Origin of the sequence: Pseudonocardia sp. Ae331_Ps2, from assembly GCF_001932405.1 — a bacterium.
Taxonomy (GTDB): domain Bacteria; phylum Actinomycetota; class Actinomycetes; order Mycobacteriales; family Pseudonocardiaceae; genus Pseudonocardia.
In genome coordinates this window covers 4,681,190-4,696,820 of record NZ_MCIM01000001.1, presented here as the reverse complement: position 1 = coordinate 4,696,820, position 15,631 = coordinate 4,681,190, and the positions used below count along the sequence as shown (strand labels likewise).

Sequence of the window (15,631 nt, the reverse complement as noted above, 5' to 3'; positions counted from 1 at the left end):
CGCCCGGCACCCCGAGCGCGCCTGATCCGGGGCCGACGGCCGATCACTCAGGGCGCCGCCAGTGCCGCGGTGGCCTGCGGATAGAGCTCACGGTAGGAGGCGATGTGACCGAACGGCGTGGTCACGGACGTGGCGGCCAGGACGGCGTGGACGATCGCGCGGGCGAAGGTCCGTTCCGCCGCGTGCGTCACCGCCGCCAGCAGCGCGGGATCGGCGGGGCCCACGGGACCGACGCCGAGGGCGAAGACCGTGTCGCCGTCGCTCGGGCCGTGCACCGGATGGACGGCCCGGGCCATCCCCCGGTGGCCCGCCTCCGCCGCCCTGCACAGCGCGACGTGGTCGAGCGGGGCGTCGGTGGCCACCACGCCGATCACGGTGTTCGGCAGCTGCAGTCCCGCGGCGGGCCGGCCCGGCTCGGCGAGCGCCCGACGGGCGGCCGTGTGTTCCAGCGTGTCCGGGGTGCGCAGGGCGAACTCGCCGTCCGCACCCAGTGCCGCGGCGTGCGGCAGCCCGTTCCACGGGTCCACGGTGGACCCGTGGGCGTTGACGACGGCGAGTGCCCCGACCACGGCGCCACCCGGGAGCACCGCACTGGCCGTGCCGACGCCGCCCTTCATCTCCGCGGTGACCGCCCCGGTTCCGGCGCCGACCGTGCCCTGCGGGACCGGGCCGCCGCTCGCGGCCTCGGCCGCGGCCCGCCCGAAGTCCGGGCCGGGGCGGGCCGTGACCTCGCCGCCGCGGCCGAGGTCGAACAGCGCCGCGGTCGGCACGAGCGGCACCCACGGCTCGTCGGGGGTGCCCCGCCGTTCCTCCAGCCAGACCTGCACGCCGTCCGCGGCGGCGAGGCCGTAGGCGCTGCCCCCGGTCAGGACCACCGCGTCGGCCCGCGCGCCGCCGAACCCGGGGGCGAGCGCCGCGGTCTCCCGGGTCGCCGGGCCGCCGCCGCGCACGTCGACCGCCGCCAGCGCGCCGCCGTCGGGGAGCACGACCACGGTGGTCCCGCTCAACCAGCCGTCCTCTGCCCGCCCGTGGTGCCCGACGAGCACACCGGGAACGTCGGTGAGCGCGTTGTGGTGGCCGGGGCGGGTCATCGGTTCTCCCGGGATCGGTGGGTGGCGGGTCGGGGCAGACCCAGGTGGTCGCGCAGGGTCCGGCCGCGGTACTCCGTGCGGTGCAGGCCGCGTCGCTGGAGCTCGGGGACGACCAGCGAGGCGAAGTCGTCGAGCGTGCCCGGAAGGTAGGGAAAGATCACGTTGAAGCCGTCCGCGGCTCCCGCGCGCACCCACTCCTCGATGTGGTCGGCGATGTCCGTGCCGGTGCCGACGAGCGTCCGGTCGTCGTCCGCCACCTGCTGGGCGAGCTGCCGGATGGTCAGCCCGTCGGCGCGGGCACGCTCCAGGACCCGGGCCTGGGTGCTGCGGCTCTGGTTGGACGGCGGCAGCTCCGGCAACGGCCCGTCCAGCGGGTAGGCGGTGAGGTCGACCCCGCCGAGCCAGTAGCCGAGGTCCTCCAGGGCGACCCGGGGGTGCAGCAGCGCGCGCATCCGCGCCGCCTTCTCCTCGGCCTCGGCCCGGCTGCGCCCGGTGATCGTGGACAGCGCCGGGAGGATCTTCACGTGGTCGGGGTCCCGGCCGTGGGCGGCGGCGCGCTCGCGGATCTCGTCGCGGAAGGCGCGGCCCGCCGCCGCGTCCGCGGGGCTGGTGAAGATCACGTCCGCGACCCGCGAGGCCAGTGCCTTCCCCGCCTCCGACGCCCCGGCCTGCACGATCACCGGATGCCCCTGCGGTGGGCGGGCGATGTTCAGCGGCCCGGCCACGGCGAGGTGGGCGCCGCGGTGGTCGAGCCGGTGCAGCGCCTCGGGCCGGAAGTAGCGGCCGGAGGCCTGGTCGTGGAGGAAGGCGTCGTCGTCGAAGCTGTCCCACAGCCCGCGCACCACGTCGACGTACTCCTCGGCGCGGGCGTAACGCTGCTCGTGCGGGACGTGCGCGTCGAGGCCGAAGTTGCGGGCCTCGCCGTCGTTCAGGGAGGTCACGAGGTTCCACCCGGCACGGCCGCCGGAGAGGTGGTCGAGCGAGGCGAAGGTGCGGGCGAGGTGGTAGGGCTCGTTGTAGGTGGTCGACGCCGTCGCGACCAGTCCGATGTGGGTGGTCACCGCGGACAGGGCGGCCAGCAGGGTGGTGGGCTCGAAGGAGTCGTTGACGACCGAGACCCGGCTCAGCACGTCCGCGTCAGCGAGCGGGACACCGACCAGGTCGGCGAGGAACACGGCGTCGAACCGGGCGGCCTCGGCGGTCCGCGCCAGGGACCGGACGTGCGCGATGTTCACCCCGCCGTCGGCCGGGGAGTCGGGGTGGCGCCAGGCCGCCAGGTACTCCCCCGGCGGCTTCAGGAAGGCGTTCAGGTGGATCACGTGAGCCCCAGGTGGTCGCGGAGGGTGGTGCCCGCGTACCCGTCGCGGACCAGGCCGCGCCTGCGCAGCTCCGGCACCACCTGCTCGACGAAGTCGACGGCGGGGCCGGGCAGGTAGGGGAAGGACACCATGAACCCGTCCGCCGCCCCGGCGTGGAACCACTCCTCGAGGTGGTCGGCGATCTGCTCGGGGGTGCCCGCGAGGGTGCCGCCGGAGAACCGCTCGGCCAGGCCGCGGATCGTGAGGTTCTCCCGCCGCGCCAGGGCCAGCATGCCGTCCCGCCGGGACTTCGAGCGGTTCGTGTCGGGGATGTCGGGCAGCGGGCCGTGGACGTCGTACCCGGTGAGGTCGACGTCGCCGATGTTGTCCTGCACCAGGCGGCGGGCGACGTCGTCGTGCAGCAGGTCGAGCAGCGCCCGCGCCTTCGCCCGGGCCTCGGTCTCGGTGGGCGCGACCAGCGGGGACACCAGCGGCCACACCCGCACCCGGTCCGGGTCGCGGCCGTGCCGGCGGACCCGGGCGTGCAGGTCGTCGACGAACGCCTTGCCAGCGGCGGCGTCGGGCTGCCCGGTGAACACGACCTCGCCGTAGCGGGCGGCGAAGTCCTTGCCGGTCTCCGAGGAGCCGGCCTGGAACAGCACCGGGCGACCCTGCGGCGGCCGCGAGACGTTCAGCGGTCCGCGGACCCGGAAGTGCTCGCCCTCGTGCTCGGTGAGCCGCAGCCCCGCGGGCTCGTAGTAGCGGCCGGACTCCTTGTCCCGCAACGGGTCCAGGCTCGCCCACAGCGACTCGACGACGTCGACGAACTCGGCCGCGCGGGCGTAGCGGGCGCCGTGCTCGAGATGGCTGTCGCGGCCGAAGTTCGCCGCCTCCAGGGGCACCACCGAGGTCACGATGTTCCAGCCCGCCCGGCCCGCGGAGAGGTGGTCGAGCGAGGCGAACTTGCGGGCCAGGTGGAAGGGCTCGTGGTAGGTCGTGGTGGCCGTGGCGACGAGCCCGATCCGCTCGGTGACCTGGCTCAACGCCGAGAGCAGGGTCAACGGCTCGAAGTGCTCGGCCCGCCCCGTGCGGTGCAGCGAGTCGAGGTGCTCGCCCCAGATCGCGACGACGTCGGCGACGAACAGCGCGTCGAACCCGCCGCGCTCCAGCGTCTGCGCGAGCTCGACGTGGAACCCGAGGTCCAGCTGCCCGTCCGGCCGGGCGTCGGGGTGGCGCCACCCCGCGATGTGCCCGCCGGAGCCGTGGACGAGGGCCCCGAGGCCGAGGTGCCGGCTCACGCCGCCACCCGCCCCAGCCGCGGCGCGATCTCGGTCGCGAGCACCTCCAGGCCGCGGCGGGCCTCGGCGAGCGAGGTGCTCTCGGCCTGCACCGCGGCGATCAGGTCGGTGGCGTGCGGCCGGAACACCGCGTCCGCGGCCAGGCCCTCGACGATGTCGTCCGGCGTGCCGTACTGCACGTTCATCAACGCGAGCAGCTCCTCGATCGACGTGTCCTCGCGGGCCCAGCCCGCGGCGACGTGGTGCGGCAGGTAGCGGGCGATGTCCGGGGCGAGCCGCTCGCGGGCGGCCCGGCGGTCGCGGTCCGGGAAGATCCCGCGCACGGCGGCGATCGGCGCGGGGCCGGTGCCGCGCCAGTGCGCGCGGTGGGTCTCGGCGAGCTCGCGTTGGACCAGGTCGTGCGGTCCCACGCCGAGCAGCAGCCCGCGCCCGGCGGCGGCGCCCGCCGCGACCGTGTCGACCCGGGTGGACGACTCCCACAGCCGCCTGCCCGCCCGGTCGCTGGACGGCTGCAGGACGAGGCCGCCGGAGCCGGGCAGCGGGCGTCCGGCCAGTGCGTTCACCAGCCGGGGCAGGGCGCGGTCGTAGTCGGCACGCCGGTCGGCGGCCACGGCGCCGAACGCCGCGAACTCGGCGGCGCTGGGCCCGCCGGAGCCGAGGCCGAGCTCCAGTCGGCCTCCGGAGAGCGCATCGAGCACGGCGACGTCCTCGGCGAGGCGCAGCGGGTCCTCCAGCGGCAGCACGCTGACGGCCGTGCCGAGCCGGATCCGGTGCGTGCGTTCGGCGACGGCGGCGAGCAGCACCAGCGGCGACGGGAGCCGCCCGTAGCGGGGCTGGAGGTGGTGCTGGGCGACCCAGCCGGTGTCGTACCCGAGCTCCTCCGCGGCGACGAACAGCTCGACGACCCCGGCGAACAGCGCGCCAGCGGGCTCGTCGCCGTGGACGTGGGTGAGGAAGCCCAGGCGCATCAGGCCACCGCCTCGCGGGCCGGGCTCCAGCCGAGGGCGGGCGCGATCTCACGGGCCACGACCTCCAGCCGCGCGATGTCCGCGGCGACCTCGGACCGCTCGTGCGACACGACGACGACCAGCTCGTCCACGAGATCACCCAGGCCGGGGTCGCGGGCGAGGCCGAGCACGATCTCGTCCGGGGCACCGAGGTGCACGTTGATCCGGCGCAGGTACTGGTCGGTCGTCAACTCCGCGAGCTCGGTGAGCCCGTGCCTCACGAACGCCTGGCGGTGCACGTCGAGGGCAGGGGCGAGGTCGTCGCGTGCGGTGGCCCGGTCCGCGGCCGGGAACACCGCGCGGACCGCGGCCACCCGACCAGGCCCGGTGAGCGCGGCCCGGTAGGCCTCGGCGAGGGGCCGCTGGACGGTCTCGGGATCGTGGGTGGCCGTGCCGAGCAGCAACCCGTCCCCCGCCCGTGCGACGGCGGCGGCACGGCTCGGGTCCGACGTGGACTGCCAGAGCCGGTCGGCCAGCCCCGGCGCGGGCGGCTGCAGGACCGCGGTGCTCGCCGCGCCCCCGGGCAGGCCCGCCTCGGCGAGCCCCTCGACCACCGGCTCGCCGCGCAGGGCCGCGCGCAGCACGGCGAGGCGTTCGTCGAACTGGGCGTGCCGGTCCTCGACGCGGGCCCCGAAGGCGCCGAACGCGTCCTGGTTCGCGCCACCGCTGCCGAGCCCGAGCTCGACGCGGCCGCCGGACAGGGCGTCGAGCACGGCGGCGTCCTCGGCGAGCCGCAGCGGGGGTTCGAGGGGCAGGACGGTCACCGCGGTGCCGAGCCGGATCCGCCGGGTCCGCTGGGCCGCCGCGGCGAGCACCAGCAGCGGCGACGGCAGCCTGCCGTAGTCCCCGCGCAGGTGGTGCTGGGCGATCCAGGCGGAGTCGAAGCCCAGCTCCTCGGCGGCGACGACCGTGTCCACGACGTCCCGGTAGACGTCTGCCGCGGGCCGGCCCGGGCCGTGGACGTGGGTGAGGAAGCCCAGCTTCATCGCAGCTCCGGCAGGGTCGGGACGGCCGCGAGCAGCCGTCGGGTGTACGGGTCCCGCGGGGCGGCGAGCACCTCGGCGGTGTCCCCGCGCTCGACGATCCGGCCCTCGTGGAGCACCACGATCCGCCGGCACAGCCGCGCCACGGCGCCGATGTCGTGCGAGACGAGCACGAGTGAGAGCCCCAGGTCCGCGGCCAGTCCCCGCAGCAGGTCCATGACCTGTACCCGGACGGCGACGTCGAGCGCGGACAGCGGCTCGTCGCCGACCAGCACCCGCGGGCCGGGAGCGAGCGCGCGGGCGATCGCGATCCGCTGCCGCTGCCCGCCGGAGAACTGGTGCGGGTAGCGGTCCGCCGCCTCGGGACCGAGTCCGACCGCGGTGAGGAGCTCCCGCACCCGTGCCCGGTGGTCGCCCGGGACGTCGAGGCATTCGAGGGGCTCGGCGACGATCCGGGCCACCCGCATCCGCGGGTCGAGCGAGGCGAACGGGTCCTGCAGGACCACCTGGACGTCCCGGCGGAAGTCCCGGCCCGCCCGCACCACGGGCGTGCCGCGGTGGATGAGGGTGCCCGCGTCCGGGCGGTCGAGCGCGAGCAGGAGCCGGACCAGGGTGGACTTGCCGGAGCCGGACTCCCCGACGATCCCGGTGCTGCCGTCGCCCTCGCCGACGTCCAGGTCCACCCCGCGCAGGGCCTCCCGGTGGCGGCGGGGCCCGAGCACGCGGGTGCGCGGCAGGGGGTAGCGGCGTTCCAGCGCACGAGCGGAGAGGATCACGGCCGCACCTCCTGCGGGTTCCAGGCACTCGCCCGGTACGCGTCGAGCAGGGCCCTGGTCGCGGGGGCCGCGGGGGCGCGCAACACCTCGGCGAGCGGACCCTCCTCGCGGAGCCTGCCCTCGGCCAGCACCGCGACCCGGTCGGCGACCTGGGCCACCACGGCCAGGTCGTGGCTGATGAACAGCAGCGCCGTGCCGCGCTCACGGACCAGCCGGTCCAGCAGGGCGAGGATGTCGGCCTGCACGGTCACGTCGAGCGCGGTGGTCGGCTCGTCGGCGATGAGCAGCGCGGGCTCGCCCGCCAGCGCGATCGCGATCCCGACGCGCTGGCGCTGGCCCCCGGAGAGCTGGTGCGGGTAGGCGCGGGCGAGGTGCTCGGGGTCCGGTAGCCCGACGGCGGTCAGCAGCTCCACCGCCCGCTCGGCCGCCGCCCGACGAGGTGTGCCGCGGAGCCGCCGAACGGGTCCGGCGACCTGGCTCCCCACCCGCATCAACGGGTCCAGCGCGGTCTGCGGCTCCTGGAACACCACCCCGACCGAGCCGCCCCGCAGGGGCGCCAGCTCGCCGTCGGGCAGCCCGAGGATCTCCCGCCCGTCGAGTCGCACGCTCCCGCTCACCACCGCCTCCTCGGGCGCGAGCCCGACCGCGGCCAACGCCGTGAGCGACTTCCCCGACCCCGAGGCACCGATCAGCCCCAGCCGCTCCCCCGCGCCGAGGTGCAGCGACACCCCGTCGACCACGGGACGGTCACCGAACCGCACGGTGAGGTCGGTGATCTCCAGCAGGGTCACACGACCACCTCCCGCTGCAGCCGGGGATCGGTGACGTCCCGGAGCGCGTCGCCGACCAGGGAGAACCCGAGCACGGCCGCGGTGATCGCCAGGCCCGGCCACAACACGGCCCACGGGTGGACGGTCACGTACTGCTGCAGGTCCTGCAGCATCCGGCCCCACGACGGGGTGGGCGGCGGGGTGCCGAACCCGAGGTAGGACAGCGCGGCCTCGGCCAGCACGGCGAGGGCCAGGGTGAGGGAGAGCTGGACGAGCAGCACGGGGGCGACGTTCGGCAGCACGTGCGTGCGCACGATCCGCCAGGTGGAGGCGCCGCTCGCCCGCGCCGCCAGGACGTAGTCGGTCCCGAGCGCCGAGCTCATCTCCGCGCGCCCGACGCGGGCCACGTTCACCCCGGTGCCGATACCGATCGCCACCACCGCCGTGGCCACCGAGCCGCCGTAGACCGCGGCGAGCACCATCGCCAGCAGCAGCGTGGGGAAGGCGACGAGGACGTCGATCAGGTGCGAGACGACGTCGCCACTGCGCCGCCCGACCGCGACCGCCGCGGCCAGTCCCACCCCGACGACGCCCGCGACCACCGTCGCGGCGAGCGCCGACGCCGCCGTGATCCGGGCGCCGGCGAGGAGCTGGCTGAACAGGTCCCGCCCGCTGCCGTCCGCCCCGAGCGGGTGCCCGCCGGTCAGCGGCGGGGCCCACGCCGCAGCCGGGTCGACCAGGGTGGGGTCGAAGGGCGTCCACACGAGCGAGACCAGCGCGGAGAGCACGAGCAGACCGACCAGGGCGGCGCCGATCGCACCCCCCGGCTCGCGCAGCACCCGCCGGATCACCGAGCTGTCCACCGGGCTGTTCACCGGGCCGTTCACCGGGCCACCCGCAGCCGCGGATCGACCAGCCGGTGCCCGACGTCGACCAGGAATCCGATGACCAGGACGGCACCGGTGAGCAGCAGGACCTCGCCCTGGACCTTGACCAGGTCCCGGTTTCCCACGTCGGTCAGCAGCATCGACCCGACGCCCGGCAGCGAGAACACCCGCTCGACGACGACGGCGCCGACCAGGAGCGCGGCCGCCTGCAGCCCGAGGACGGACACCACGGGCAGGGCGGCGTTGCGCAGGCCGTGGCGCAGCAACGCGCCGGTGCGGGTCAGTCCGGTCGCCCGTGCGGTGCGCAGGAAGTCCTGGTGCAGCACGCCGAGCGTGGCGGTGCGGACGAACCGCAGCAGCACCGCGCCCTCGGCCAGCGCGAGCGTGACGCACGGCAGCACGAGGCTGCGCAGCGCCCGACCCGGCTGCGCCCAGCCTGCCGTCGGGAAGCCCTGCGCGGGCAGCCAACCCAGCAGCACCGCGAACACGATCACCAGCACGAGCCCCACCCACAGCGTGGGCAGCGCGATCCCGAGCTGGGACACGGCGGTGATGCCGAGGCCGACCCGGCTGCGGTGCCGGACCGCGGCGAGCACCCCGAGCGGGACCGCCACCAGCACGGACAGCAGGATCGAGCCCGCGACGAGCGGCGCCGTGACGGCCAGCTTCGCGCCCAGCTCGGCGGACACCGACACCCCGGACAGCGCCGACCGGCCGAAGTCCCCGGTCGCAGCGCCTCCGATCCAGTCCAGGTACTGCACCACCCAGGGCCGGTCGGTCCCGAGCTCCTGGCGCAGCAGCTCTACCTGCTCCGGCGTGGCCTGCACCCCCGCGACCACCTGCGCCATGTCCCCGGACAGCAGCCGTAGCAGGCCGAACACGAGCAGGCTCGCCACCAGCAGCGACAGCAGCAGGAGCACCGTGCGGCGCACGAGGAAGGCGATCACGTCACGACGATTCCGTGGCGGACAGGGCGGACAGGTCCAGCCGCGAGCTGGTCGAGCTGGTCGGGAAGCCCTCCACCCCGTCGCGGATCACGGTGCGGGCGCCCGGGTTGTAGAGCCAGTCGCTCGCCGCGTCCTCGGAGATCTGCCGGGCCGCCTGCTTGTACAGGTCGTCCCGTTCCCGGTCGCTCGCCGCGGTCCCCGCGCGGGCCACGAGGTCCTGCACCACCGGGCTGTCGTAGCGCCAGTAGTACTGCGGGTTGGCGTAGTTGGCGATGTCCCGGGCCTCGGCGTGGTCGACGATGCTCAGGTCGTAGTCGGCCTGCGTGAAGACCTTGTCCAGCCAGGTCGCGAACTCGACCGGCTGAACGTTCACCGTGATCCCGACCTGCGCGAGCTGCGAGGCCACGTACGTGCCGATGGTCTCCGGGTAGATGTTCGGGACCTGCAGGGACAGCGTGAGCCCGCTGCCCACGCCCGCCTCGGCCAGCAGCCGCTTGGCGGCCTCCGGGTCGTACGGGTCGATCGCGGTGAGGTCGGAGAACCACGGGTCGGTCGGCGCCACCCCACTGCCGATCACCTGGCCCGCCCCGCCGAGGATGGTGAGCAGCCCCTTCTTGTCGATGGCCTGCCGGATCGCCGAGCGCACTCGCTGGTCCGCGAGCGGACCGCGGGAGTTGTTGAACCCGAGGACGAACTTGTCCGACGTGATCCCCTCGGCGACGCGCAGCCCCTCGCGGCCCGCGAAGGTGCTCACCAGGGTCGGCAGGACCGCCGTCTCGACGTCCGTCTCACCGGTCAGCTGCGCGTTGTTGGCGGCGTTGGGGTCGGGGATGTAGTGCAGCACCACCGAGGCGACCTTGGCCTTCTCGCCCCAGTAGTTCTCGTTGCGCGCCAAGGTGATCGTGGAGCCGCGGTTCCACTGCGCGACGGTGTAGGGGCCGCTGCCGTTCGTGGTGGCGGCCAGGCTCGCCGGGTCGGTGCCGGTCTTGTACACCGCGCCGGCCCGGTTGGTGAGCGCGTAGGTGAGGTTGGCGTCCCGCTTCGACAGGGTGAGCACCACGGTGTTCGGGTCCGGGGCGGACACCCCGGCGACGGCGGCGAAGTCCTTCTTGTTCGGGTTCCTCGAGTCCGGCGCGAGGACCCGCTGGTAGGACCACACGACGTCCGCCGCGGTGAGCGGGGAGCCGTCGGCGAAGGTCAGGTTCGGCTTCAGCGGGAAGGTGTAGGTGAGCCCGTCCGCCGAGGTCTGCACCTCCCGCGCCAGCAGCGGGACGACCTCGCCCGTGGGCGAGCGGGTGAGCAGTCCCTGGTAGACGTTGTCGAGCAGCAGTTGCTCGAGGGCCGCGCCCGACACCGTCGTCAGGTCGAGGCTGGTGGGCTCCAGCACCAGTCGGACGTCGACGGTGGTGTCCGTGCTCGGCGCCGCGCTCTCGGCGGGCCCACCACCACAGGCGGCGAGCAGCAGCACGGCAGCCGCGGCGGGGACGAGTCGGGCCAGTCTCATGCGGGCGATGCTCCGATCAGGTTGTGCGCGAAGCGCAGCAGCTCCGCGTGGACGGTCGCGCGGTCGAGCTCGTGCAGCACGTTGTGCCGGTCCTCGGGGTAGGTCACGATCCGCCCGCGGGGCAGCGCGGCCGCCACCTCACGCGCGCCCGCGACCGGGGCGAGGTCGTCCGCCTCGCTATGCAGCAGCAGCACCGGCAGGTGGTCGAGCGCGCCTTCGGCGAGCAGCGGCGCGGTGCGGGCGGTGGCCGCGACCAGCGCGGACAGGGTCTCGCGGCGCAGCCCGCCCGCCCACACCAGTGGGTCCGCTCGCACCCGCGCGGCCTGGTCCGGATCGCGCACGAGTTCGCCGGGGTCCTTGCGCAGCAGCCACGGGTCGATCCCGGGCGGCAGGCTCGGACCGCCGCGCAGCGCGGATCCGGTGAGCACGAGCCCGGCCACGTCCGCGGCCGGGTCGGCGCGTCCGCGGCCCCGGATCTCGCCGACGAGCAGGGCCGCCACGACCGCGCCGAGCGAGTGCCCGACCACCATGACCGGCAGCCCGGGCCTGCTGCGCCGCGCCTCGGCGAGGACGGTCTCGGCATCCGCCACCAGGTAGTCGACCGACTCGACGAGCACCCGGACCCCCGCGCTGTGACCGTGTCCGGCCTGGTCCGGGGCCCAGGTCTCGATCCCCTCCCCGGCGGCGGTCTCGGCGAGCGAGGCGTACTGCCCGGCGTGCTCGCCGAGCCCGTGCAGCAGGAGCAGCACCGCCCGCGGGCTCTCGGCGGGCGACCAGCGGTGAACGTGCAGCTCACCCCGCCGACCCGCGAGCCGGGACTCCTGGTGCCAGACGACCGTCGTGCTCATTCTCGCCCTTCCAGAGCGTGCTCGAGATCCGCCCGCAGGTCGGCGATCCCCTCGATGCCCACCGACAGTCGGACCAGGCCGGGGGTGACCCCGCTCGCGAGCTGGGCCGCCGGGTCGAGCTGGGCATGGGTGGTCGACGCCGGGTGGATGGCCAGGCTGCGGACGTCACCGATGTTCGCCAGGTGGGTGAACAGCCGCAGCCCGTCGACGAACCGGGCGCCCGCCTCGCGGCCCCCGCGGATCTCGAACGCCACGATGGCGCCCGCGCCCGCGGGCAGGTACCGGCGACCGGCCTCGAACCAGCGGCTCGACGGCAGACCCGGATAGTGCACGGCCTCCACCGCCGGGTGCGCCTCCAGGAACTCGGCCACGGCCTGGGTGTTCTCGACGTGCCGGGCCAGTCGCAGGTCGAGGGTCTCGATCCCCTGCAGCAGCAGGAACCCGTTGAACGGCGAGGGCGCGGGACCGAGGTCGCGCAGCAGCCGGGTCCGCAGCCGCAGGGCGTAGGCGAGCGGACCGAACTGCGCGTGGAAGGACAGGCCGCCGTAGGTGGGGTCCGGTGCGGTGAGCCCCGGCCAGAGGTCGGGATGGCGGCCGAAGTCGAACCGCCCGGAGTCGACCACGATCCCCCCGATCGCGGTCCCGTGTCCGGCGAGGAACTTGGTCGTCGAGTGCACGATGACATCCGCCCCGTGCTCGATCGGGCGCAGCAGGTACGGGGTGGGCACCGTGTTGTCGACGACGAACGGGAGCCCGGCCTGGTGGGCGACCGCGGCGACCCCGGCGAGGTCCAGGACGTTGCCCAGCGGGTTTCCGATGCTCTCGCCGAACAGGGCCCGGGTCCGCGCGGTGATCGCGGACCGCCACTGGTCGAGGTCGTCGGGATCCTCGACGAAGGTCACCGAGATCCCCAGGTCGGCGAAGGTCGAGGAGAGCAGGGTATGAGTGCCGCCGTAGAGGCTCGCCGCGGCGACCACGTGGTCCCCGGCGCGGGCCAGGTTCAGCAGCGCCAGCGACGTCGCCGCCTGCCCGCTGCTCACCGCCACTGCCGCGGCGCCCCCTTCGAGGGCGGCCAGCCGCTCCTCCACCACCGCGGTCGTCGGGTTGGAGAGCCGGGTGTAGGCGTGGCTCTCCAGGTCCTCGAGCGCGAAGGCGGCCGCGGCGTGCGCGCTGTCGGTGAAGCGATAGGAGGTGGTCTGGTAGATCGGGACCGCCCGGGCGCCCGTGGCGGGGTCGGGGACCGCCCCCGCGTGCAGCTGCCTCGTGGCGAACGACGTCACGCGCGCCTCGCCAGCACGTCCGACCAGTACTTCTCGGCCACCCGCGGGTGCGAGCGCAGCCATCCGACGACCGCGTTCTCCCCGAACTGGGCGTGCAGCGGGTTGTCCGGGTCCTCGCTGACCCCGCGGACCTGCGCCGCCAGCTCGGCGGGCAGCTCCAGGGGCTCGACGACGGCGTCGAGCCGCGGGCCGAGGAAGAAGGGCACCGAGAAGCGGTCCACCCCGACCGGCGGGCTGACCACCCGGTGCCGGGTCGCGGTCAGGTAGCCCTGGGTGGCGATCTCCAGCATCTCGCCGATGTTGACCACGAACGCACCGGGGACCGGGGTGGCGTCGATCCAGCGCCCGTCCGGGCCCTCGACCTGCAGTCCGCCGACCGCGTCCTGCTGCAGCAGCGCGAGGTAGCCGTAGTCCTTGTGGACACCCACGCCCTGGTCCGAGTCCGGTTCCGGGCGCCCGGGGTACCGCACGATCTTGACGTGCAGGGAGGACTCCTCGTCGAACCACGCGTCGAAGTAGCCCTCGTCCTGCCCGAGCGCGGCGGCGAGCGCGCGCAGCACCTCGCGGCTGACCCGCAGCGCCTCCGCCTGCCAGGTCAGCACGGTCTCGCGCAGCTCCGGCAGCGCGGTGGGCCACTGGTTGGGCCCGATCAGCCGGACCCAGTCCGGGTCGCCCGGGCCCTGGGTCACCGGCTCCCGCTCGGGGCCGATGTCGATCTGCTCGCGCCAGTCCGCGGTGCCGCCGGTGTGCTCGGTACCGGTGCGGGTGTAACCGCGGAACTGCGGCGAGTGCACGTTCTCGATCTCCAGCCGCTGCTCGACGGGCAGCGCGAAGAAGCGCCGCGCCAGCGCGTCGATCCCGGCGGTGACCTCGTCCGGGACTCCGTGTCCGGTCACGTAGAAGAAGCCGACCTCCCGCGCCGCGGAGCGCAGCTCGGCGAGCACGGCGGCACGCTCGCCGGGGCCGGCGCGGAAGCGGGAGAGGTCGATCACGGGGAGGGTGTCGGTCATGGCGACCTCACGTGTCGTGTCCCGCCGGTCTGTCGACAGATCGGCAGGACGGGAACGAGTCAGACAGCCGGACGCACCCGCGGGGTCCGCAGCAGAACGGACCGCGCGGCGGCCGGGCGGTGCGCGACCTCGGCGACGACCAGCTCGCCGAGGACGGGCGGGTCGAGGTCGGTCCTCACCGACAGAGCGCGGTCCCCGTCCGGCAGTAGTCCACGTGCCGACGCCGGGACCAGACACCCCGGATCCACTGGCGCACGGCTCCCCCATCGCTTCCGGCGGAAGCACCTGCGCCCGTGGGGACGTGGTTGCTGCGGCGTCGTCGAGCCGGTTCTCTCGGCCGCTCTGGATGGACGACTTCACCCAACCTCCGCGCCGCACCCGATGTCAAGCCGATCCCGCCCACAGACCCGTTCGCTGAACGGCGCAGACGTCCGGACGGCAGGCCAGCCGGCCACGTGCCGACATCCCTCCCAGCCGCTCCGCGAGTGCGGTGAGTTCGCCAGCGGTGCCGCGCGGCGCCCCCGACCACGACGACCCGTCCCACCATCCCGTGTCCTCCGGGGCGTCGAGGTGCCATCCGCGCAGTCACGCTGTCACCCGCGGTGCGCCCGACAAGTTCTCGTGGCTCGTCGCCGTCCCGGCCCGCGAGGTACCCGTGATCCGAGAGCGATACCCGCTGCCGATCTTCGGGTGACTCCGACCGAACAGGAAGCCCGATCACCGGAACAGCTTCACCGAATCGAGGTGAGGCGCGCCGCACATACTCGACGGTTGCCCCAACTACTGCGCGTCGGTTAGCGTCGCGGCGTGACGATTCGACTGCCGCTGACATCGCGCGCACACGTCGATTTCTGTCGCGTCTCCTCCTCGGTCTGTTGATCTTTCCGAGCTGTTCCCGCAGAGCCTGACCGGCCTGCGGCGCGAGCCGCCTTCTCTGGCCGCTGCCTGCTGATACCCCCATCTCGGCCGACACTTCTCGTGACGGTCGCTCACTGAGGTGTTCTCAGTAGCGGGTTGATCATGTCGTGCGGTCGTACTCGGTGTGGAGTAGTACGAGCGCAGCTGCGGTGATCGCGCCGGTGCGCCAGGGACATAGCGTGACTCGCCGCAACGCGGCGAAGGTGGTCTTGAGCAGGGCGTTTCCGCGTTCGGCCAGAGCACGAAGGGCTGAGTGCAGGGTGTTGACGGTGCGCTGGTTGACCGTCTGCCCGCGGCCGGGGACGGGTTTGATGGGCACGGTGAGCCGGTCGGCTTCGCCTTCGTAGCCGAGGTCGCCCAGCGCGGCGTGGGTGTCGTCGGTGAACGCGGCCAGGCCCTCGAGCAGCCCGGGGTGGGTACGGGCGCAGCGGGTGTCGTGCTCGCGGCCCGGCCGCACGTCGCTGGTCCATAGCGGCCATCCATCAGGTGCGGTGAGGACCTGGATGTTCCCGCCGTGGCGGCGGTGCTTGCCCGACCACCACAGGTCGACCCCGGGGGTGAGGCCGAGCGCGCGGCACCGGTCGGTGGCGATCAGGGTGCCGTCGAGATTCACGTGGGTGTGCCCGGCTGTGCGGGCGGCGAGCAGGGCTCCGTGCAGGCCGGGTGCGGCCGCGGCGAGGACGTCGATGCCTTCGTGCAGGTAACGGTAGGCCGTTGCAGTGCTGATCGCGTTGTCACCGGCCAAACATCGGACCCGGGTAGCATCACAGAACCAGCGGATCACCAGCACTGCCTGGGCGAACGGGGTCAACGCCCGCCGCCGGGTGCCACGTCGACGGCGTTGAAGGACCAGGAGCCGCGCCAGATAGGCCACGGTGCGCTCCCCGATCGGGAGGACAGCGGTGTAGGTGACAGGATCAGACATGCAGGACCTCGGTGACGGTGTCGATCTGTGCTGGACCGAACCGATCTACCGGGGTCCTGCCCCGTTCCCGCTCATCTCACCACCCTCGG

At 74.4% G+C, this 15,631-nt stretch carries 15 protein-coding genes and 1 riboswitch; of the genes, 1 reads left to right on the top strand and 14 read right to left on the bottom strand.

Going from position 1 to position 15,631, the window contains the following annotated elements; translation table 11 throughout:
• Positions 1–47: 47 nt before the first annotated feature.
• From Ae331Ps2_RS22170 to Ae331Ps2_RS22110, 13 genes are read right to left on the bottom strand one after another with little or no spacing between them, the layout of a single operon-like run.
• Positions 48–1,091 carry a P1 family peptidase gene (locus Ae331Ps2_RS22170; protein WP_075306705.1) on the bottom strand — a complete coding sequence of 348 codons (1,044 nt, stop codon included), beginning with the start codon at positions 1,089–1,091 and terminating at the stop codon, positions 48–50.
• Positions 1,088–2,410: an LLM class flavin-dependent oxidoreductase gene (locus Ae331Ps2_RS22165; RefSeq protein ID WP_075306706.1), complete on the bottom strand. Its 1,323-nt coding sequence runs from the start codon at positions 2,408–2,410 to the stop codon at positions 1,088–1,090. Before Ae331Ps2_RS22165 ends, Ae331Ps2_RS22170 begins: the two co-directional genes overlap by 4 nt.
• A complete protein-coding gene (locus tag Ae331Ps2_RS22160; RefSeq protein ID WP_075306707.1) occupies positions 2,407–3,687 on the bottom strand; it encodes an LLM class flavin-dependent oxidoreductase in 1,281 nt (426 codons plus the stop codon). The genes Ae331Ps2_RS22165 and Ae331Ps2_RS22160 overlap by 4 nt, the downstream gene beginning before the upstream one ends.
• Positions 3,684–4,655 carry an LLM class flavin-dependent oxidoreductase gene (locus tag Ae331Ps2_RS22155; RefSeq protein WP_075306708.1) on the bottom strand — a complete coding sequence of 324 codons (972 nt, stop codon included), beginning with the start codon at positions 4,653–4,655 and terminating at the stop codon, positions 3,684–3,686. The genes Ae331Ps2_RS22160 and Ae331Ps2_RS22155 overlap by 4 nt, the downstream gene beginning before the upstream one ends.
• A complete protein-coding gene (locus tag Ae331Ps2_RS22150; RefSeq protein ID WP_075306709.1) occupies positions 4,655–5,680 on the bottom strand; it encodes an LLM class flavin-dependent oxidoreductase in 1,026 nt (341 codons plus the stop codon). Before Ae331Ps2_RS22150 ends, Ae331Ps2_RS22155 begins: the two co-directional genes overlap by 1 nt.
• Positions 5,677–6,453: an ABC transporter ATP-binding protein gene (locus Ae331Ps2_RS22145; protein WP_075306710.1), complete on the bottom strand. Its 777-nt coding sequence runs from the start codon at positions 6,451–6,453 to the stop codon at positions 5,677–5,679. Before Ae331Ps2_RS22145 ends, Ae331Ps2_RS22150 begins: the two co-directional genes overlap by 4 nt.
• Positions 6,450–7,244 carry an ABC transporter ATP-binding protein gene (locus tag Ae331Ps2_RS22140; protein ID WP_075306711.1) on the bottom strand — a complete coding sequence of 265 codons (795 nt, stop codon included), beginning with the start codon at positions 7,242–7,244 and terminating at the stop codon, positions 6,450–6,452. Before Ae331Ps2_RS22140 ends, Ae331Ps2_RS22145 begins: the two co-directional genes overlap by 4 nt.
• On the bottom strand, positions 7,241–8,110 hold the full coding sequence (locus Ae331Ps2_RS22135) for an ABC transporter permease (protein WP_249265571.1): 870 nt from the start codon (positions 8,108–8,110) through the stop codon (positions 7,241–7,243). Before Ae331Ps2_RS22135 ends, Ae331Ps2_RS22140 begins: the two co-directional genes overlap by 4 nt.
• A complete protein-coding gene (locus Ae331Ps2_RS22130) occupies positions 8,107–9,057 on the bottom strand; it encodes an ABC transporter permease (RefSeq protein WP_075306712.1) in 951 nt (316 codons plus the stop codon). Before Ae331Ps2_RS22130 ends, Ae331Ps2_RS22135 begins: the two co-directional genes overlap by 4 nt.
• A 1-nt stretch (position 9,058) precedes the next feature.
• On the bottom strand, positions 9,059–10,561 hold the full coding sequence (locus tag Ae331Ps2_RS22125) for an ABC transporter substrate-binding protein (RefSeq protein WP_075306713.1): 1,503 nt from the start codon (positions 10,559–10,561) through the stop codon (positions 9,059–9,061).
• Entirely contained in the window at positions 10,558–11,409 is an 852-nt protein-coding gene (locus Ae331Ps2_RS22120) for an alpha/beta fold hydrolase (RefSeq protein ID WP_075306714.1), read from the bottom strand. Before Ae331Ps2_RS22120 ends, Ae331Ps2_RS22125 begins: the two co-directional genes overlap by 4 nt.
• On the bottom strand, positions 11,406–12,689 hold the full coding sequence (locus Ae331Ps2_RS22115; protein ID WP_075306715.1) for an O-acetylhomoserine aminocarboxypropyltransferase/cysteine synthase family protein: 1,284 nt from the start codon (positions 12,687–12,689) through the stop codon (positions 11,406–11,408). The genes Ae331Ps2_RS22120 and Ae331Ps2_RS22115 overlap by 4 nt, the downstream gene beginning before the upstream one ends.
• Positions 12,686–13,699, bottom strand: a complete 1,014-nt coding sequence (locus Ae331Ps2_RS22110) for an isopenicillin N synthase family oxygenase (protein WP_075306716.1) — start codon at positions 13,697–13,699, stop codon at positions 12,686–12,688. The genes Ae331Ps2_RS22115 and Ae331Ps2_RS22110 overlap by 4 nt, the downstream gene beginning before the upstream one ends.
• 260 nt (positions 13,700–13,959) lie before the next feature.
• A riboswitch (SAM riboswitch) is annotated at positions 13,960–14,052 on the bottom strand.
• A 454-nt stretch (positions 14,053–14,506) separates the two neighbouring features.
• Here Ae331Ps2_RS22110 and Ae331Ps2_RS34355 point away from each other — a divergent pair.
• The gene (locus Ae331Ps2_RS34355; protein ID WP_369804874.1) at positions 14,507–14,578 is read left to right on the top strand and encodes a putative leader peptide; all 72 of its coding nucleotides are present in this window, start codon (positions 14,507–14,509) and stop codon (positions 14,576–14,578) included.
• 139 nt (positions 14,579–14,717) lie between these two features.
• Here the strand turns inward: Ae331Ps2_RS34355 and Ae331Ps2_RS22105 are convergent, their stop codons facing one another.
• Positions 14,718–15,542 (bottom strand): transposase family protein, encoded by an 825-nt coding sequence (locus Ae331Ps2_RS22105; protein WP_075329683.1) that lies wholly within the window; start codon positions 15,540–15,542, stop codon positions 14,718–14,720.
• Positions 15,543–15,631: the final 89 nt, after the last annotated feature.